The organism is Fibrobacter sp. UWB11 (assembly GCF_900143015.1).
In the GTDB taxonomy this organism is placed as follows: Bacteria; Fibrobacterota; Fibrobacteria; order Fibrobacterales; family Fibrobacteraceae; genus Fibrobacter.
Map to the genome: position 1 here is coordinate 1 of NZ_FSRT01000006.1, position 17,145 is coordinate 17,145.

A 17,145-nucleotide genomic window follows, 5' to 3' on the forward strand; every position below is an offset into this window, starting at 1 on the left:
ATCGAGTGAGGGTCACACCCGTTCCCATCCCGAACACGGAAGTTAAGCCTCAGATCGCCGATGGTACCTGGCCCCCGGGCCCGGGAGAGTAGGTCGCCGCTGGATTCACGCCCCGCTTGCCGAAACACGGCGAGCGGGGCTTTTTCTTTTTATACAGCACGTGGCGCTTCCCCGGGAATTCCCGTTCCCGCGCTGTCACCCCGCACCTGTTGCGGGGCCGCCCTGCACGGTTCCCCTTGCATACACGGTTCCAGTCGCAATTTTGTATATTCCGTACAAATGTCCAGACTTTCCGCATACATCCTGTTCCTCACCCTTTTCCTCCTTGCGGCCTGCGACAGCGCGAAGAAGGATTTCATGACCCCGAATCCGGACGAACCCGTTTTGGATGTTGGTCTCGATGAATATTCGTTGAACGGAACGGTTCTTGGTAAGACCGCTACCGATGTTTCCGCTAATCAAGAGCTCTTGATTGTGCCTCTTGATGATGGGCTAAAAAAGATAAGAGTGTTTGAACAAGAGGAAGCTTTAAAAAACAAGCAACCGGTTGATGAATGTATTAAAGCCAAGTTACATGTCGATGAAAATCTTTCTTTCGGTGATTTCTATAAAATCATTGCTACAATGTTTTTTGAAGGTTTTTCGACAATTGATTATGTGATCGGTGACAATTTCAAGGATGTGTACGATGTGAAATTGCCTACATGTTCTAGTCTTAGTATTTGCTTCTCTTTTATTGTTAGGCACATGCCTAAATTAAGATATAAGTTTGGACGAGACCGCTCTAAGTTATCTCTTAATGAAATATTGAGTGCAGATAATGATAAGAGAAAATATGAGATAGACTGCGTTAAAGATTATAAGGCTTTGGATTTGATGTTGACCTTTTATGCCTCAAAAGATGACAAGACTTATGTTTTAAGTTTGAATGAAGAGGCTTTGAAAGAGAACGGTTCTTTTGACGGATTTAAGTTCTATAGCTTTAATAACCTAGCGGACTTGTGGAAATTCATTGCGGAAATACAATCTAAGGAGAAATTTCTTCATAAAAGCGAACAAAATAAACAACCTAAATGCGCTTGGAATTTAGTGGGAAATCAGATGATGCTATTTTTCCCAAAAGATGTGTTAATGAAGGATGTCGCCCCTTTAATCAAAGGATTAAATGCATACGGATATAATGGGGATAGGATTGCATTTTCGGTAGCGCTTTGGTGAAAAAAAAGCTATTCTTTGTCTCATGAATCCTAGAATATCCTTTGTATTGCAGATGTCGCCATCGACCTCGTATGAAAACCTTGAGGCGGTCGCGCGTAACTTGCTCGAAGGGATGAATGTTCTTCTGAATTCGGAACAGGTAAAGTGCTCCATCTTTTTGGATGGTCCTGTGATTGAGGCGCTTTACAATGTGGCAAAGCCGTTGATGTTCGGTAAGATTCAGAATGCGATTCGCAATGGGGTTCTCGAATTTTTGGGCGGTGGCTATTATGATCCTATGTTGCCGCTTTTTCCGGAAGATTTGCAGACGATGCAGCTGGAGTTGCATCGCGACTACTTGAAGAAGGTGCTTGGCGCAGAACCGCAGGGGTATTTCAATTCCTCGCTGGTGTGGGAGCCGGGCATGGCCGATGTTTTGGAACGCTCTCGTTTTGATTATGCACTTGTGACGGAAGCGGCTGTGCAAGATGCGCTTGGTCGCTCGACGCCTGTATCTGGCTGGTTTACGCTTGAAGATCGTGGTGCGCTTATCCGCATTGTGCCTGTTTCCGAGGTGCTTTCGAAGGCGATTGCCGAAGACAATCTTGCTTGGCGCAATATTGCTGAACCGTATTGCCGCGATGGAAAGTCTGCGGTGGCTCTTTTGGATATTCCGTCGGAACCAACCCAGATTGTAGATTTTTTTGGACGTTTTGTAGATTTTGTCGAGACGAACGAAGTTCAGACTAGAACTGTCGGTTTTGCGGTGGATCAGCTTGAAACTTGTGGAACGATTAGTTTCCTTGTTTCGGCGGGTCGCAGGCTTGGGCTTCCTTCGACGGCGCGCACTTGTCGTGAACTTTTGATCCGTCGTCCAGAAATTAATATGCACCACAAGTCTTTCCTGAATTTGTACAGGAGAGCTCGCAGTGTGCTTTCGGGCAAGAAGTGGCTCGAATTTTGCCATGCGCTTTTGCCGGCGATGGCTCCGCTTTATTTTAGGGACATGTTCAATCGTTCGGGTATGCGTTCCATGATGGTTCGCAAGCGCTCGAATCGTTTGTTGCTTTCTGCATCGCAGATTCTTGATGACCTTACCGGATTTTCTGGGCTTCGCGTGGATGTGTGTGACTTTTTGCTCAGGGGTAAAAAAATTCTGTTCTGCGAAAATCCGGAGTCCTCTTATTTGCTGGATTATCGCTTTGGCGGTGCGCTCCGCGCCTTGAATTATAAGGGCGGAAAAATCAATTTGGTGAATACCTGGCGCGATGATGGCGAGCCTTCTTTTGCCTTCTTGGATTGCCTTTTGCCGAATGTAGACTTTACGCCGGTTAAGTTGGAACAGATGCTTTATGACCGTAAACATCTGCTTGCGGATCCTTATGATTACCGCATTCTTCGTTCGGACTCGGGTACTGAGATTATGCTTGACGAAGAACAAGGTTTTGCAAGCGAAGAACGCAAGGCTTTGTTCAAGATAAAGAAGGTATTTACGTTCCAGGGCGATGCGGCCAAGTTTACGGTTTCGTATACAATCGACAATCTTGCCTACGTGAATACGAAGGGCTTTTTCGGGACCATTCTTGAACTTGGACTTTTGTCACGAGGTGATGTCAACAAGGTCGTGATTGACGGAATGAATGTCAAGTGGAACATGGTGGAACCGCTTTTGTATCCGGATGGAAAGTTGCTTGAAATCCGCGATGAAAAGGATGGCTGTGTTTTCCGAATGGCTTTTGATCGACCGACATCTATTTTTGTAGGCTCCATTTTTGGAGCGACATCGTCGGCTGCTCCGCAGGCTTTCCAGGGCATTCGCGTGTTCCCGTTCTGGAATGCGCCGTTCAATGTGCTTGACCGCAAGGCGTTTAAAATTTCAGTGTCGGTGACCAAGAGGTAAAGAATGCGAGCCGACTTGATTGATATCCAGGTTGAAGACCGCGGCGAAGAAGTTGAAATTTCACTGTATGGTATTCTCGGTGAATACCAGTTGTCGGCTGTTCGCGAAAAGCTGGAAATGCTTGTTCGCGGTCCGGGTATCTTTTTCTTTGTGAATCTTCAAAATGCTCGCTTTACGACGGATGCATATCGTGGCTTGTTCCTCGAAATTCTGAATTTGGTGAAGCAACAGAAAGCTTCGCTTATTTTGATTTTTAACAGCGACGAATTGCACGCCTATTTTGAGCGTTACAAGAACATTTTTGAAATTTACAGGAGTCACGAGGAGTACCGTAAGTCGGGGCTTTCTAAGCAGGCTCACTTGGTCGGCCTTCATTACGAAAAGAGGTCTATCAGTCTTTCTCCTGGCTTTGCTGTTTCGGTCGCGCTGTTCCTTATCGGTTGGGCAATTACGTTGTTTGTTATTATTGTTGGACAAGGACGTGAAATTTCGGATAAGCAAGCTCAAATTACGGTTTTGGAAAGCCAAAAAGCGCGATACATCCGCGAAATTGATCGCCTTGAATCTGCAATTGGCCCGATGCGCAAACTTGGTGTTGTTCAGGATACGACTTTGCTAAGTTCCTTTGGTGCCATTCAAGATTGGGTCTCTTATCTCGAATACCTGGAGAAAACACGGCGTGAAAAGTAGAGTTCGGCTCTCTTCGATGAGCGTTAGCGTCTTGTTTATCATTGGTTTCGCCGTCTTGTTTTTTTTTGCGAGCGAATGGTATTCTAACAGGCTGAAACTTGAAAATTTAGCCAACCGCGAGCGAATTCTTCACAATGACCTTGAACATTTGGAAGTGGTGGGCAAGTGGACGCTGGATTACTTGAAAATCGAAAAGGCGCTCACGTATATGTTGGGGGATCGCATTTCTGAGGTCAGTTCTCGCATTTTGGCGGAACACTTGTGGCAGATTTCCCAATCGTATTCGCTGGATCCTTTGATTGTTCTTGCCGTGGTTGCACAGGAAAGTCGTGGAAACCCGCTTGCACGTGGACGTTTCCAGACCGGTAAATTCTCGGGGGCGCTGGGGCTGATGCAGATTAAGCTGGAAACCGCAAAAAAAATTGGTAGCAGGTTCGGTCTTATTATTGAAGGCGAAGACGACTTGATGCGCCCAGAAGTGAATGTGGTTGTGGGTTCGGCCTACTTGATTCGCTTGATTGGCAAGTACGGTAATTTAAGGGAGGCGCTAGTGGCTTACAACTTGGGCCATACTGCTGTCGATAAACTCCTTGAAAAGAATGCTCCGCTCCCGACTTCTTATTATGAAGGTGTTGTGAGGCGATACAAGGACTTGGTAAACCACTGTTCCTTTTAAATGCCACTTTTATAAATAGCAACCCGTTTGTTATTTATTCTTTTTTCTAAATTCTAGCTGTGATTAGGAATTTGTTTTTTATTCTTGCAATGACGGGGATCGCCTTGGCGGGCGAAGTCCGTTATGACTGTTTGCGCTTTGTGGAGCAGGGGCTTGCGAGTGACCCGCAGATGGAAGAACTGCGTTATGGCACCGAAGCCAAGAAAAATAAGATTAACGCGCTCAAGTCCGAAGTCATTTTGCCGACTTTCTACGTGTCTATGATGGTGGGGCCTGCGCCGGGTCTCAAGGAATACAACGATTACTATTTCAATGATTCCGGAGATACCCTGGGTATTGAAAAAGCCGAAAAGTACGATTTTTCCAGAATGGGACCTTTCTGGGGTGTTGAAGCCAAGTTTATCCAGCCGTTAAATTTGGGCCAGTACCGCACGGGTAAGCTTGCTTTGGAAGCCGATTTGCAGCAAAAGACTTTTGAAATCGAAAACTCGACGCTCAAGAAAGAAGTTGAACTCCAGAGCTATTATTACAACTATCTCCTTGCCCTTGAAATGAAGCGCATAGCCGCTGATGCCCAGAAGCAAGTGGACAAGGCGTACGACCAGCTCGAAGAGGCTTTGGACGAAGATGAACCGACGGTTTCGCAGACGGACCTTTTGAATTTGAAGGCTAAAATGCATACGGTCAAGGAAGGCGTCATCGAGGCTGACCTTGGCATGAAGCGCGTGCAACTTGCTATCCGTTTTGCATTAGGCTTGCAGGAAGGCGAGACTTTTGCTGCCGAAGATACAATCCTTGCGATTCGACCCGAACCGCTGCCGACAGAGGATCAGGTTCGTGAATGGACCCTCATGCATAATCCGGAACTCAAACAGCTCGATGCGGGGTTACGTGCTCGTCGATTCCAGATGGATTTGGCAGAGGCAAAACTTGCTCCCGAGTTCTTTGTCATGGGACAGTTCGAATACGTGAAAAGCTGGGCCGGAAACCGCAATGTAGTCCAGAAAAACGCTTTTGCACAAGATGCCGTGAACAAAATTTCGGGGCTTATCGGTGTTGGCTTAAGGTATCGTTTGAATTTCTGGAAGAGCTGGGAAGATTTCCGCCAGGCGAGAACGGAATATCGCGGTCTTAAACTGAAGGAAAATTACGCTTCGAAAGGGCTTGTGGCTAAGGCTGTTGAACAGTATTATCAGGTCGTGGCCGCTAAGGGAAAGCTCGATGCTTTGCGTGAAAGTCTGCGCGCAACGGAATCGCTTTTGAAAGATGCCGCCATGAAATATGACCTTGATAAATCCCAAACTAGCGCTCTTGTGTCGGCTTATACGCAGAATATAACCATGCAAAAAGATTATTATTTCGCAGTTTGCCGATATAATGTCGAATTTGCCGGATTAGTGGCAAAGATGGGGTTGTCTCTTAGCGACTATAAAACGTATTTTAAGTAAAAAAGAGGAGATTTAAAGATGTTTAAGAAAATTTTGATCGCTATTGCCTGTGCTTCGCTCTTGTCTTTTGCTGCTGAAGATCCAGTCTCTGTTGTGAAGAGCAAGGACGTTGAACTGCAGAACATCATCAAGAAGTCCAAGCGTACCGCCAAGGAAACGGAACGCGTCAAGAACCTTTTGAATGATTCCTTTGACTTTGCGCTCTTGGCCAAGAAGTCCTTGGCTGCTAGCGATTGGAAGGCTCAGGACGAAGCTTCTCAGCAGAAGTTCGTGGCGGAATTCCAGCGCATGGTCCGCAATTCCAGTGCAAATCGCCTTGAACTTTATCGTGCCGATTCCACGATTTATGAACCGGCCAAGATGAAGGGTTCGGACGACGCTCGCGTTATCGCTCACTTGTGGAACAAGGGCAAGGAATCGGTGCTCGAATACAAGATGACGATTGTGAACGGCAAGTGGAAGGCTTGGGACTTGGTCATCGATGACCTTTCGACCGCTCGCAACTACAAGGAACAGTTCAGCAAGATTCTCAAGGATAAGAGCTTTGCCGAATTGATCGATATTATCAGTAAAAAGGCCGACGAAGCCGAAAAGTAAATGGGCTTTTTTTCCTGGCTCCTTTGTTCTATTCTCGTTGTAGCGCTTGTGCTACTGCTTTTCCCGTTTTCTGTTCGAATTGAATTTGAAGCCGGGGAGCGCGGTGCGCGGGCGCTGTTCTTTTTTTTCAAGAAAAAGGTTTACGAGTGCAAGAAAAGTTGGGGAAAGGAACAAGTAGGCAGTAGGAAGTCGGAAGTAGAAAGTGAAGAAAACGTAAAGGCTTCGACGAAGGATAAAAAGTCTGACGATACTCAGAGTAGCGCAACAACACCTGTAAAGAGCGAAACGAAATCTTCCGAAAAGAAAGAACAAACAGTTGAATCGCCTGAGAAGACTAAATCGGTCGAGGCGGGGGCTGTCGAGGCCAAGCCTCTTCAGGATGACTATAGTGAGCCTGCCGCAAAATCGGAGCCGGAAGAAAAGAAAACAGCGGATGTTAAGGATGCTGCGAAGCCAGCGCTTGTAAGCGAACCGATTTCTACGGAACCTGCTTCGAAGTCAGAAAAAGTAAAGTCTAATGATTCGAAATCGGATGATTCGGAATTGTCGAAAGCAGAAAAGCCCGAAAAAAAGAAGCCTAAAAAAGAAAAGCGCAAGCTTTCGGACCGTGAATTTTGGACCATCATTTTGACGCCGGATTTTGATGCTAGGGCTTTCAAGTACATTCTGAAAATTTTGAAGGCTGTGCTTTCGCTGTTCCGCATTCGCTTTAAGGATTGCTTTGTCGAAGGTATCCAGACGGATTACCAGACCATGGGCTATATCGCGGCAGTGAACGGATTCTTGAAAGCGTATCCGTACGTTGGCGATTGGGATTTGAGAATGGACTGGTGTCGCGAAAAGGAACTTCGTGCTGCAGGCTCTGTTTGGTTGAGTATTACTTTGCTCCGCGTTTTCTGTTTTGTGCTTGAAACGCTTGTGCTTGCTGGAATTTTGGCGTTCAGCTTTTGGCGCCGCCGTGCGCGTGTGATTAAAACAAATGAACTTCCGGAACTGGGATTTGTTCGCAGAAAGATTCTGAATATTATTTTGGAGGACTGATGGCCGTTTTGACTTTGGAACGTTTACTGGCTTCGATGGGCTTTGGCAGCCGCAAGGATGCGCGCGCGTTAGTGCGCATGGGCCTTGTGGAACTGGATGGCAAGGTTCTCGAAGACCCGTTCATGGAATTCAAGACGCGTCCGGAGTTTATTACGGTGAACGGCGAAGAAGCGCCGACGGTCGAGAAGTTGTATGTGATGCTTTACAAGCCGACGGATGTGGAATGCAGCCACAACGCTCGTGACCACAAGCCTGTGTACGATTTGCTGCCGGAACGCTTTACGGCAATGGGCATCCAGTCCGTCGGGCGCTTGGACGCAGATTCTTCGGGACTCCTGCTGCTCTCGAATCAGGGTGACTTTATCCACAAGGTTGAAAGCCCGAAGAAGGGACTCTGGAAAAAATATCGCGTGACGCTTGCGCGACCGTTTACAGATGCGCAGAAGGCCGAACTTTTAGCAGGTGTGATGCTCAAGGACGAAAGACGTCCGGTGCTGGCTCGCGAAATTGAAGTGAACGGTGATGCTGTAGATATTTCGATTGGTGAGGGACTGTACCATCAGGTCCGCCGCATGTTCGCTGCGGTCGGCAATCACGTGGAAACTTTGGAACGCGTTGCGATTGGACCGGTTGTTCTGGATCGTACGTTGGGCGAGGGCGGTTGGCGATTCCTCACCGAAGAAGAAGTCGCTTCGTTATCGTAGAAGGAGATGCCCGCTCGGAGGCGGGCATGACAAAGAAAAGCCGGCGTTCAAGCCGGCTTTTTCGTATCAGGCGTGAAAGCCTGATTTTTAGGGTTCAACGTTCGTTTAGATGGAATCGTACTCGCTATTGACGTGAACGATTTCGTTTTCGGTTTCAAGTTCCGGCTGCACAGAGGCTTCGCCGAGAATGCCTTCGAGCGAATTGATCTTATCCTTAATGTCGTTGCTGAACTTGAATGTCGGGACCAAACGTTCGTCGATGATGACAGTTTCGCCGGTGCGGGGATTGCGTGCCGGTCGAGCCTTGCGAGGCTTGCACGCGAACGTGCCGAAACCGCGAATTTCAATAGTATTGCCTTCGATAAGCTTCTCGCCGAGGAGGTCAAGGAACTGTTCGACTACAATTTTAATATCATTGCGCACAAATCCGGTGGATTTGGCGATTTCTTGAATAAGAGATTGTTTAGTAATATTAGCCACGCACTAAATATAAGTTTAACATAGACTTAGAGTGATGGTTGATGTGAAATTAAATATCTTTTTCGGGTTCACATTGCGGAATATTTGTGAATAGTTGTGACTTAAATGTTGAAGATTGATAATTTGCCTAAAAAGGTCCGTTTTAGTCTCCGTGATAAGGAGATTTTCCCCAATACTATCTTGAGTCCGATGGACGGGGTGACCGATGCTCCGTTCAGGTGTCTTTGCCGAGTGCTTTCGGGTGATCGCATGGGACTTTTGGTTTCGGAGTTTGTTCCGACGGATGGCGATGCCGTATTCAACCCGGATGGTCACAAGCAACTGAAGTTTTTCCCCGAAGAGCGCCCGTTTGGCGTTCAGATTTTTGGTCGTTTCCCGGACCGCATGGCGGTGGCTGCCGGCAAGATTGCCGAGCGCTATCACCCGGAATTCATCGAAGTGAATGCGGGGTGTCCGGCGCCGAAGGTGGCGGGCAAGGGGAGCGGTTCTGGTCTTTTGCGGGACTTGCCCCGTTTGCAAGAGATTTTGCACGACGTGAAGGCGGTTTTGGACGCAAAGACGCCGGAGATTCCGCTCACGCTCAAGTGCCGCATTGGCTGGGACGACGATAGCATCAACGTGATGGAAACGCTCAAGATTGCCGAGGGCGAGGGCGTTGAAATGCTCACGGTTCACGGTCGCACGCGTTTGCAGGGCTATAACGGCCTCGCGAATTGGGACTGGATTGGCAAAGTCGCCGCTGCGGCGAAGATTCCCGTGATTGGCAATGGCGATGTGAATAGCGTCGAATGCGCACGCGAACGCATTAATACTTACGGTGTTTCGGGCGTGAGCATTGGGCGCGGGGCGATGCATAACCCGTGGATTTTCGGGCAGATTGCTGATGCTTGGGAAGGGCGCGAAAAGCATGTGATTACCGCGCAAGAAGCGCTTGATGTGTTCCCGCTCTATTACAAGTTCAAGATTGAGGACGGGGCGACCGAGATGAATGCGATGGGCCGCATGAAACAGCTCGCCGCGCGTTTATGTAAGGGATTTTGTTTGGACGTGAAATGTTGTCATCCTGGAGCCGAAGGCGATAGGATCCAAGAGAGCGATAACGTCGCGATGTCGGTGCGGCAAGCTTTGTTGACGTGCCAATCAGCGGCAGAAATGCTTGATTGCGTTGAAAAGCTCAAGAACGGGATTGCCCGTGAAATGGTCTTTGAGCCGGAACGCCTCGTGAACCTCAATGGCGCCAAAGAAACCGAACTAAAATTCGGCGACCAGTTTAAAGGCCGTTGATATTATCAATAAATGCGTGAGGGGGATGCCTGCTCGGTGGCAGGCATGACAAGAATCGGAGGCCGGGGTGACAGTGTGTATAGCGGGTATGGTGCGGTGTTGTTTATTAGGTACTCAAAAAAAATCTCAAAAATTTACTTCTATCTATTGACTTTGAGTCAAAAATTGAGTACATTTGGAGTATGGACAAGTTTATCGACATATTCCAGTTTACTCATTTCCGCAAGTACTTGGATGAATATCAGGCGGCTCGTGTGCAGACCGACCCTGAATTTACCAGGGCGGGAGCTTGCGCTTTGCTTGGCCTCCCCAAGACTCGCAGTTATTATAACGATATTGTCAAAGGCAAAAAGCTCACCGGGCGCATGATTCCCAAGTTTGTGGAAGTCCTTGGACTCAATAAGAAAGAGGCCAAGTACTTTGAGACGATGGTGAATTTTGACCAAGCGAAAACGACGACGGAACGTAATGCATTTTTTGATGAACTTATCAAGCAACATCCGGATCCGCACCACATCTTGAATGAAGATGCGTACGAGTATTACAATCACTGGTACAATAGCGTGTTGTTTACGGCGTTAGATGTGATGGATATTTCGGATGACCTTGAACCGATTCAAAAGCGCATTTTCCCCAAGGTCTCCGTGGGAACATTAAAACGTTCGCTCGAACTGTTGGAACGCATTGGCTTTGTACGCAAGAACGAAGACGGCTTTTGGAAAAGCTCGCGCGATTCGGTAAGTAGCGGGGCTTACAACAATAACGACTTGGTGCGTCAATACCAATTGCAGTGCTTTGAACTTTCGAAGCAGGCGTTGCTTGCGAATGACGATAACCCGTCGGATATGGGAACGTTCACGTTCAGCGTTTCGGATGACGCCTATAAAGAAATTGCCTTGGAAATTCAGAACTTGAAAGCCAAGGTGCGTAAAATTATTACGCAAGACAAGAAAGATGCGACTGGTGTACACCAGTTGAATATTCACTTGTTCACGAATTTAAAAAAATAAAAACGAGGAGGAATGATTATGTTTACATATAAGATTGCAAAAATGGGTGCCGCCGTGGCTATGCTTGGTCTTGGATTGCTTGCCGCTTGCAGTGGTAGCGATGTTGCGTCGTCGTACAGCGAAACGCAGACGGGAAAGCCTGTGATTATGCCAGGAACGCCTATTGCCGAACTAGATACTGCATATATCCGCAAGGTTATTGATGAAGGTCATGGTGGTTGCGGTTCACTTGCCAAGAGCGCTGCTGACGTAGAACCGGAAGTCATTGCTGACGCTGATAGCGTTGTTGAAAAAAAGCCTATTGGTTATGCCCGTTTTACTTGTAAAGCCTATGATGATATTCAATTGTATATGAATGCTCGCGTTCAGGTGGTTGATAGTGCGGGTAATCCTGTACAGGGGGCTACTGTTTATGAAGGGGCTTGTTCGTACAATAATAAAGCTTGTCAGTATACTACGGATAAGGATGGCTATATCTACATGGATAGCGTGAACTTCCTGACTTATTTGGAAACGGAATCCAAAAAAGTTGAGAATAGATATTATCCTAGTTATAAAACACTTCAGTTGCGCGTGCTTTCGGCGGATTCTAGCTTGGGTACCAATATCTATTCTAGTTTTTCGAAGGCAACGGTTGTGGAAGTTAATGGGGAGGCTGTTGCTGAATTGGAAAAGATTGTTCTTGAACCGGTGTACACGGCTAAGGTGTATTTGGATTCTCTTCACAGGTTGTCGGGAAACTTTGGTATTTGCTTGGAAATGAAATATGGAACTTCTTCGCTTTATGATGGCGAAAAACGTCCTCGTACTTTTTCTCCTTGTCAAATAGTTACTGATGAAGATAATGAAAAAGGTTATGTAATTATTTATGGCATGCCTGAGGGAACCTATGAGATTTCTTTAGGTGAGACCCAGAATGGTGTTTCTGCGGGAGGCTTGTTCCCTCTGTTGGTGGTGACAAAGCCATAGTCGATTGTAAGGAATACGTTAGGAGGAAAAGTTTCAGCGACTCTTCGGGGTCGCTGAAATTTTTTTACACTAGAATTGTTTTGGAAATGTATGGTAAATCACGCATTTTTTTGCAAAAAGATGAAAAATATTCTATATACAGAATGTGAAAAGTTTTATTTCTGCCCATAAGCTCATTCAGATTATTATCCTGATTATTCTCGGTATTGTCGTCAACCGACTGCTTGCCGATTTGGTTATCCAATTAGAATTGCCGCTGTACTTGGATAGCGTGGGTACGATTGTCGTTGCTGTGATTGGTGGGTTTAGCCCTGGTGCAATTGTTGGATTCTTGACAAACTTCATTGGCGGTTTTGTCGATTCTTCGACATTTTACTACGGCACGATTAACGTGATGATTGCTGTGTGCGCGGGGATTGCAGCTAGGCGTGGAGCGTTTGATAAGATTACCCGTTTGCCGATATTGCTTGGGATGTTGATGATTCTGAGCATTCCGTGCTCGGTGCTTTCGTATTTTCTTTTTGACTTCAATATTGCAGAAAATGTGGTAACTCCGATTGCAACGGCGCTTCATGATCGTGGGCTGCCTGTTTTGCTTTCTCAGATTTTGGCGGACTTCTGCACGGAAATTCCGGATAAGTCCATAACAATTATTATTGCGTATGTCGTGATTCGCTTGACGCCACGTTGGTTTATCAAGGCGTTTGATTCTGTTTCGGGCCGTTCGCACGAAGATCGCTACCGTTCCAAGAACGAAATCCATACGCTCAAGGCGCAGGTGACGGCGCTCTTGTTTGTGTCGAGTTTTGCGCTTGCGGTGGTAGCTACGGCGGTCGCTTACAAGACGTATTCCGAAGCTGAAATCCATGAAACAACGCTTTTGGCAGAATCGGTGAACAGGCTTGTGTCGGATGCTATCCAGAATGCGGATTCGGCTACGCTTCATGATTATATTCATGACCTTAAGGGGCGGCATCCGCGCATTTTGACGATTACGCCTGGCATGCATGAGACGGGCAAGTGGGATGTCTCGATTGTCTGTACCGAGGCTCCAAATTTGGTCTGTACCAAGTTTAGCCTTGCCGCGATTCGCATTAGCGTGGTGTTGTTCTGCACGAAGATTTTCTCGACGTTGTTTGGACTTTTGCTCGCAATTGTGTTTACGGCCATCTTGATTGCAAATCGTAGGGTGGTTTATCCGATTCATGAAATGACTCTTGAGATGGACCATTTTGCATACGACAGTAGCGAAGGGCGCCGGACATCGATTGACCAGATTAAGGGTCTTGAAGTGGTGACGGATAACGAAATCGAGAATCTACATTCGGCGATTATCAAGGCTGTCGAAGAAATCGATTTGTACATCAACAAGTCCGAACACCAGGCGGCCTCGATTGCGGCTCTCCAGACGAACATCATTACGGTGCTTGGCGACATGGTGGAAAACCGTGACGAGACGACGGGTGGACATGTGCACCGTACGGCTGCATATGCCGAACTGATTGCTCGACAGTTGCAGCGCGATGGCAAGGAACCTGAAATTAATGATGCGTTTGTTTCGACGATTGCGGTGGCCGCTCCGCTCCATGACATTGGCAAGATTAGCATTTCTGACGTGATTTTGAATAAGCCTGGTAAGCTGACGGATGAAGAGTTTGCCCAGATGAAGTTGCACACGGTCTATGGTCGCGATATGCTCGTGCGTGCATCTAAGAACTTGGGTGAGACATCTTACCTTAAGATGGCAAAGGAAATTGCTTATTGCCACCACGAATGGTGGGATGGCTCGCGAGGCTATCCGGAACGCTTGAAAGGGACCGAAATTCCTCTTTCTGCGCGTATTATGGCGGTCGCGGACGTGTTTGACGCTTTGGTGTCGGAACGCCCTTACAAGAAGCCTTTCTCGGTGGATGAGGCTTTCCGCATTATCACTGAGGAAAGCGGCACGCACTTTGACCCGGAAATTGTCGATGCGTTCGTGAAAAACCGCGAAACCATCGAAAAAATCATGAAAACCAAATTTGAAGATTAAAATCTTACATCTTTTTTCACAGCGTGTAGTTGTTTCAAAAAATGTATAACGATTTATCGTTGTGAGTGCAAAAGCGTCGGCCACAACCTTAAAAGGCGAACGCAGCGGGGCTGCTTGCAGCCCCATTGCTGAGCCGTAAGGTTGGCGCTTGCGCCAGGATGGGTAAAAAACTCCGAGCTGGGGCCCCGCCCGCGTGACGTGCATTTTTATTTTTCAAAAAGAATTATTGGCGAAGAGCCATTATTAATTCTTTTTTGATGTCCTTTTAATCTTGCGATTGGCCCGCATTTTTTCTAAATTGCCCCGCGGAAATTTCAAAACAGGACATTGAGAATGAACTACAATCCTCTCGCTCAATCTTTGAACGCAGAACTCTCCGCAAACGGTTGCTGCGTTCTTGATATGCTCTCTGAACAGGGCAAGGCCATTTTCTTCCCGCGCAAGGGTATTCTTGGCCAGGGTGCCGAAGCCAAGGGCTCCGATATCAATGCGACAATCGGTACAGCTCTCGAAGATGACGGCTCTCCGCTCGTTTTGGACTGCGTTCTCAAGTCTCTGAATCTCCCGAAGCAGTCCTTCCTCTATGCTCCGAGCTTCGGTAATCCGGACCTCCGCAAGGAATGGAAGGCTCAGGTCATTAAGAAAAACCCGACGCTTGCTTCCAAGAATTTCAGCAATCCGGTGGTGACCTGCGCTTTGACGCACGCCATTAGCTGCGCTGGTTACCTTTTCCTCGACGCTGGCGACGAAGTCATCATCCCGGACCTCTACTGGGACAACTACGAGCTCGTGTTCGAAAACGCCCGTGGCGCAAAGATCAAGACGTTCAACACCTTCAAGAACGGTGGCTTTGATACGGAAGCCTTGAAGGCCGCCCTCGCCGAAAGCAAGAGCAACAAGAAAGTCGTTCTCCTCAACTTCCCGAACAACCCGACGGGTTATACCGCTACAGAAAAGGAAGCTGTCGAAATTGCAAAGATTCTTACGGAATGCGCTGCTGCCGGCAACAAGGTCGTGGCTCTCCTCGATGACGCTTACTTTGGACTCGTTTATGAAGAAGGCGTGACGAAGGAATCCCTCTTCGTGAAGCTTGTCGATGCTCACGAAAACCTCCTCGCTGTGAAGCTCGATGGCCCGACCAAGGAAGACTACGTTTGGGGCTTCCGCGTTGGCTTTATGAGCTTTGGTTTCAAGGGCGCTACCGAAGCCCAGCTCAAGGCTCTCGAAGACAAGGCCGCCGGTACGGTCCGTGGCAACATTTCTAACGCTCCGTCCATTAGCCAGAAGATTTTGCTCGCCGCTTACCAGAGTGCCGAATACGCTCAGCAGAAGGCCGAAAAGTACGCCACCTTGAAGAAGCGTTACGACATCATCAAGGAAGTCTTGGCCGCACATCCGGAATACAACGACGCTTTCGAACAGATGCCGTGCAACAGCGGTTATTTTATGTGCATCAAGCCGAAGGGCGTTGACGCCGAAGAACTCCGCCAGAAGCTCATCAAGGATTACAGCACGGGCACGATTATGCTCTCGGGCCTTATCCGCATTGCTTTCAGCGCCGTTCCGACCGAAAAGCTCGGCAAGCTCTTTGAAAATATCTATAATTGCATCAAGGAAATGAAATAGGTATTAGGGATTAGGTATTAGGGTTTAGTTGAAATAATCGTGGCGAAGCCACCCATAAAACGACGCACGAAGTGCGCAATACTTAATCCTAAAACCTGTAACCTATAACCTAAAACCTAACCGGAGATTCCATGTCCAATAACGCAACCTTAAACTACAACGGAAAAAGCTACGAACTCCCCGTCGTTGATGGCACTGAAGGCGAGCACGGTCTCGATATCAGCGCGCTTCGCAAGAGTTCTGGCCTTGTCACGCTGGATTACGGTTACTTGAACACCGGTAGCACTAAAAGCTCTATCACGTTCGTCGATGGCGAACATGGTGTGCTGCGCTACCGAGGATACTCCATTGAAGATCTTGCAGAAAAGGCGACTTTCCCGGAAACCGCTTGGCTCCTGATTTACGGTGAACTCCCGAATCAGGAACAGCTGAGCCATTTCCGCACGCTCTTGACGGAAAACGCCTTGTTGCACGAGAACTTGCTGCACTTCTTCCGCGAAATGCCGCCGGGAGCTCACCCGATGGGTATTCTTTCGTCCGTGGTGAATGCCGTGGGTCTTTTCACGCCGCGTTTCTATGACGATGAAAACATCGCAAGCGCATTCGAACTCACGACCGCAGGCCTCATTTCGAAGATTCGTACGATTGCCGCATTTGCTTACAAGGCAAGTATCGGTGAACCGTTCGTGTATCCGGAAGCAGAACGCAGCTACTGCAGCAACTTCCTGAACATGATGTTCAGCAGTAAGGCTCGCCCGTACCACCCGGATCCGATCATGGAAAAGGCGCTCAACACGCTTTTGATTGTCCATGCGGACCACGAACAGAACTGCTCCACTTCGACCGTTCGTATGGTGGGCAGCTCTCAGGCTAACCTTTACGCTAGCATTTGCGCCGGCATTTGCGCCTTGTGGGGCCCGCTCCACGGTGGTGCAAACCAGGCTGTGCTCGAAACGCTTCTCCGTATCCAGCAGAGCGGCATGACGATTGAACAGGTGATGGATAAGGCTAAGGACAAGAACGATCCGTTCCGTCTTTCTGGCTTTGGTCACCGTGTTTACAAGAGCTACGACCCGCGCGCCAAGGTCTTGAAGAAGCTCATGTACCAGGTATTCGAACGCGAACATGTGCACGACCCGCTTTTGGATGTGGCTATCAAGCTCGAAGAAGCCGCCCTCAAGGACGAATACTTCATCGAACGTAAGCTCTACCCGAATGTGGACTTCTACTCCGGCATTCTCTACCGCGCTATGGGCATCCCGACGAACATGCTTACTGTGATGTTCGCTATCGGACGCTTGCCGGGCTGGATTGCTCACTGGAAGGAAATGCACGACGATCCGCAGAGCAAGATTAACCGTCCGCGCCAGATTTACACCGGCAAGACGGAACGCCCGTGGATTGATCGCGATAAACGATAAGTTCTCAAGTCCCTGGCAACTGCGCCGGGGGCTTTTAGCTTTACGAAAAAAGCGAACCTTTTCGGGTTCG

The 17,145-nt window shown here is 48.0% G+C and carries 15 protein-coding genes and 1 rRNA gene; 15 read left to right on the forward strand and 1 reads right to left on the reverse strand.

Going from position 1 to position 17,145, the window contains the following annotated elements; all coding sequences use genetic code 11:
* The 9 genes from rrf to BUQ91_RS15100 form a co-directional block, all read left to right on the forward strand.
* Nucleotides 1-105, forward strand: a 5S ribosomal RNA gene (gene rrf / locus BUQ91_RS15060); the annotation flags it as partial.
* 174 nt (nucleotides 106-279) lie between these two features.
* Nucleotides 280-1,218, forward strand: coding sequence for a hypothetical protein (locus tag BUQ91_RS15065; RefSeq protein ID WP_074209874.1), 939 nt, complete (start codon nucleotides 280-282; stop codon nucleotides 1,216-1,218).
* A gap of 22 nt (nucleotides 1,219-1,240) precedes the next feature.
* A complete protein-coding gene (locus BUQ91_RS15070) occupies nucleotides 1,241-3,097 on the forward strand; it encodes a polysaccharide deacetylase family protein (RefSeq protein ID WP_074209875.1) in 1,857 nt (618 codons plus the stop codon).
* 3 nt (nucleotides 3,098-3,100) lie between these two features.
* On the forward strand, nucleotides 3,101-3,787 hold the full coding sequence (locus tag BUQ91_RS15075; protein ID WP_074209876.1) for a hypothetical protein: 687 nt from the start codon (nucleotides 3,101-3,103) through the stop codon (nucleotides 3,785-3,787).
* On the forward strand, nucleotides 3,777-4,463 hold the full coding sequence (locus BUQ91_RS15080; RefSeq protein ID WP_139299763.1) for a lytic transglycosylase domain-containing protein: 687 nt from the start codon (nucleotides 3,777-3,779) through the stop codon (nucleotides 4,461-4,463). The genes BUQ91_RS15075 and BUQ91_RS15080 overlap by 11 nt, the downstream gene beginning before the upstream one ends.
* A gap of 71 nt (nucleotides 4,464-4,534) precedes the next feature.
* Entirely contained in the window at nucleotides 4,535-5,911 is a 1,377-nt protein-coding gene (locus BUQ91_RS15085; RefSeq protein WP_254842395.1) for a TolC family protein, read from the forward strand.
* A gap of 18 nt (nucleotides 5,912-5,929) precedes the next feature.
* Entirely contained in the window at nucleotides 5,930-6,508 is a 579-nt protein-coding gene (locus tag BUQ91_RS15090) for an MlaC/ttg2D family ABC transporter substrate-binding protein (RefSeq protein WP_072831052.1), read from the forward strand.
* Nucleotides 6,509-7,549, forward strand: coding sequence for a hypothetical protein (locus BUQ91_RS15930; RefSeq protein ID WP_254842396.1), 1,041 nt, complete (start codon nucleotides 6,509-6,511; stop codon nucleotides 7,547-7,549). It begins immediately after the preceding gene.
* Entirely contained in the window at nucleotides 7,549-8,253 is a 705-nt protein-coding gene (locus tag BUQ91_RS15100) for a pseudouridine synthase (protein WP_083601315.1), read from the forward strand. The genes BUQ91_RS15930 and BUQ91_RS15100 overlap by 1 nt, the downstream gene beginning before the upstream one ends.
* Before the next feature lie 105 nt (nucleotides 8,254-8,358).
* Here the strand turns inward: BUQ91_RS15100 and BUQ91_RS15105 are convergent, their stop codons facing one another.
* The gene (locus tag BUQ91_RS15105; RefSeq protein WP_072831056.1) at nucleotides 8,359-8,733 is read right to left on the reverse strand and encodes an HU family DNA-binding protein; all 375 of its coding nucleotides are present in this window, start codon (nucleotides 8,731-8,733) and stop codon (nucleotides 8,359-8,361) included.
* A gap of 105 nt (nucleotides 8,734-8,838) precedes the next feature.
* Between BUQ91_RS15105 and BUQ91_RS15110 the strand changes: the two genes are divergently transcribed.
* From BUQ91_RS15110 to BUQ91_RS15135, 6 genes are all read left to right on the forward strand, one after another.
* Nucleotides 8,839-10,017, forward strand: coding sequence for a tRNA dihydrouridine synthase (locus BUQ91_RS15110; RefSeq protein ID WP_074209878.1), 1,179 nt, complete (start codon nucleotides 8,839-8,841; stop codon nucleotides 10,015-10,017).
* A 182-nt stretch (nucleotides 10,018-10,199) separates the two neighbouring features.
* Nucleotides 10,200-11,027 (forward strand): TIGR02147 family protein, encoded by an 828-nt coding sequence (locus tag BUQ91_RS15115; RefSeq protein ID WP_074209879.1) that lies wholly within the window; start codon nucleotides 10,200-10,202, stop codon nucleotides 11,025-11,027.
* Nucleotides 11,028-11,039: 12 nt separating this feature from the next.
* Nucleotides 11,040-11,996: a hypothetical protein gene (locus tag BUQ91_RS15120; RefSeq protein WP_175566653.1), complete on the forward strand. Its 957-nt coding sequence runs from the start codon at nucleotides 11,040-11,042 to the stop codon at nucleotides 11,994-11,996.
* Nucleotides 11,997-12,141: 145 nt separating this feature from the next.
* Complete coding sequence (locus BUQ91_RS15125; protein ID WP_074209881.1) at nucleotides 12,142-14,028, forward strand: HD-GYP domain-containing protein; 1,887 nt, start codon at nucleotides 12,142-12,144, stop codon at nucleotides 14,026-14,028.
* A gap of 333 nt (nucleotides 14,029-14,361) precedes the next feature.
* Nucleotides 14,362-15,654 carry an aminotransferase class I/II-fold pyridoxal phosphate-dependent enzyme gene (locus tag BUQ91_RS15130; RefSeq protein WP_074209882.1) on the forward strand — a complete coding sequence of 431 codons (1,293 nt, stop codon included), beginning with the start codon at nucleotides 14,362-14,364 and terminating at the stop codon, nucleotides 15,652-15,654.
* Between the two features lie 131 nt (nucleotides 15,655-15,785).
* Entirely contained in the window at nucleotides 15,786-17,075 is a 1,290-nt protein-coding gene (locus BUQ91_RS15135) for a citrate synthase (protein WP_074209883.1), read from the forward strand.
* The last annotated feature ends 70 nt before the right edge of the window (nucleotides 17,076-17,145 follow it).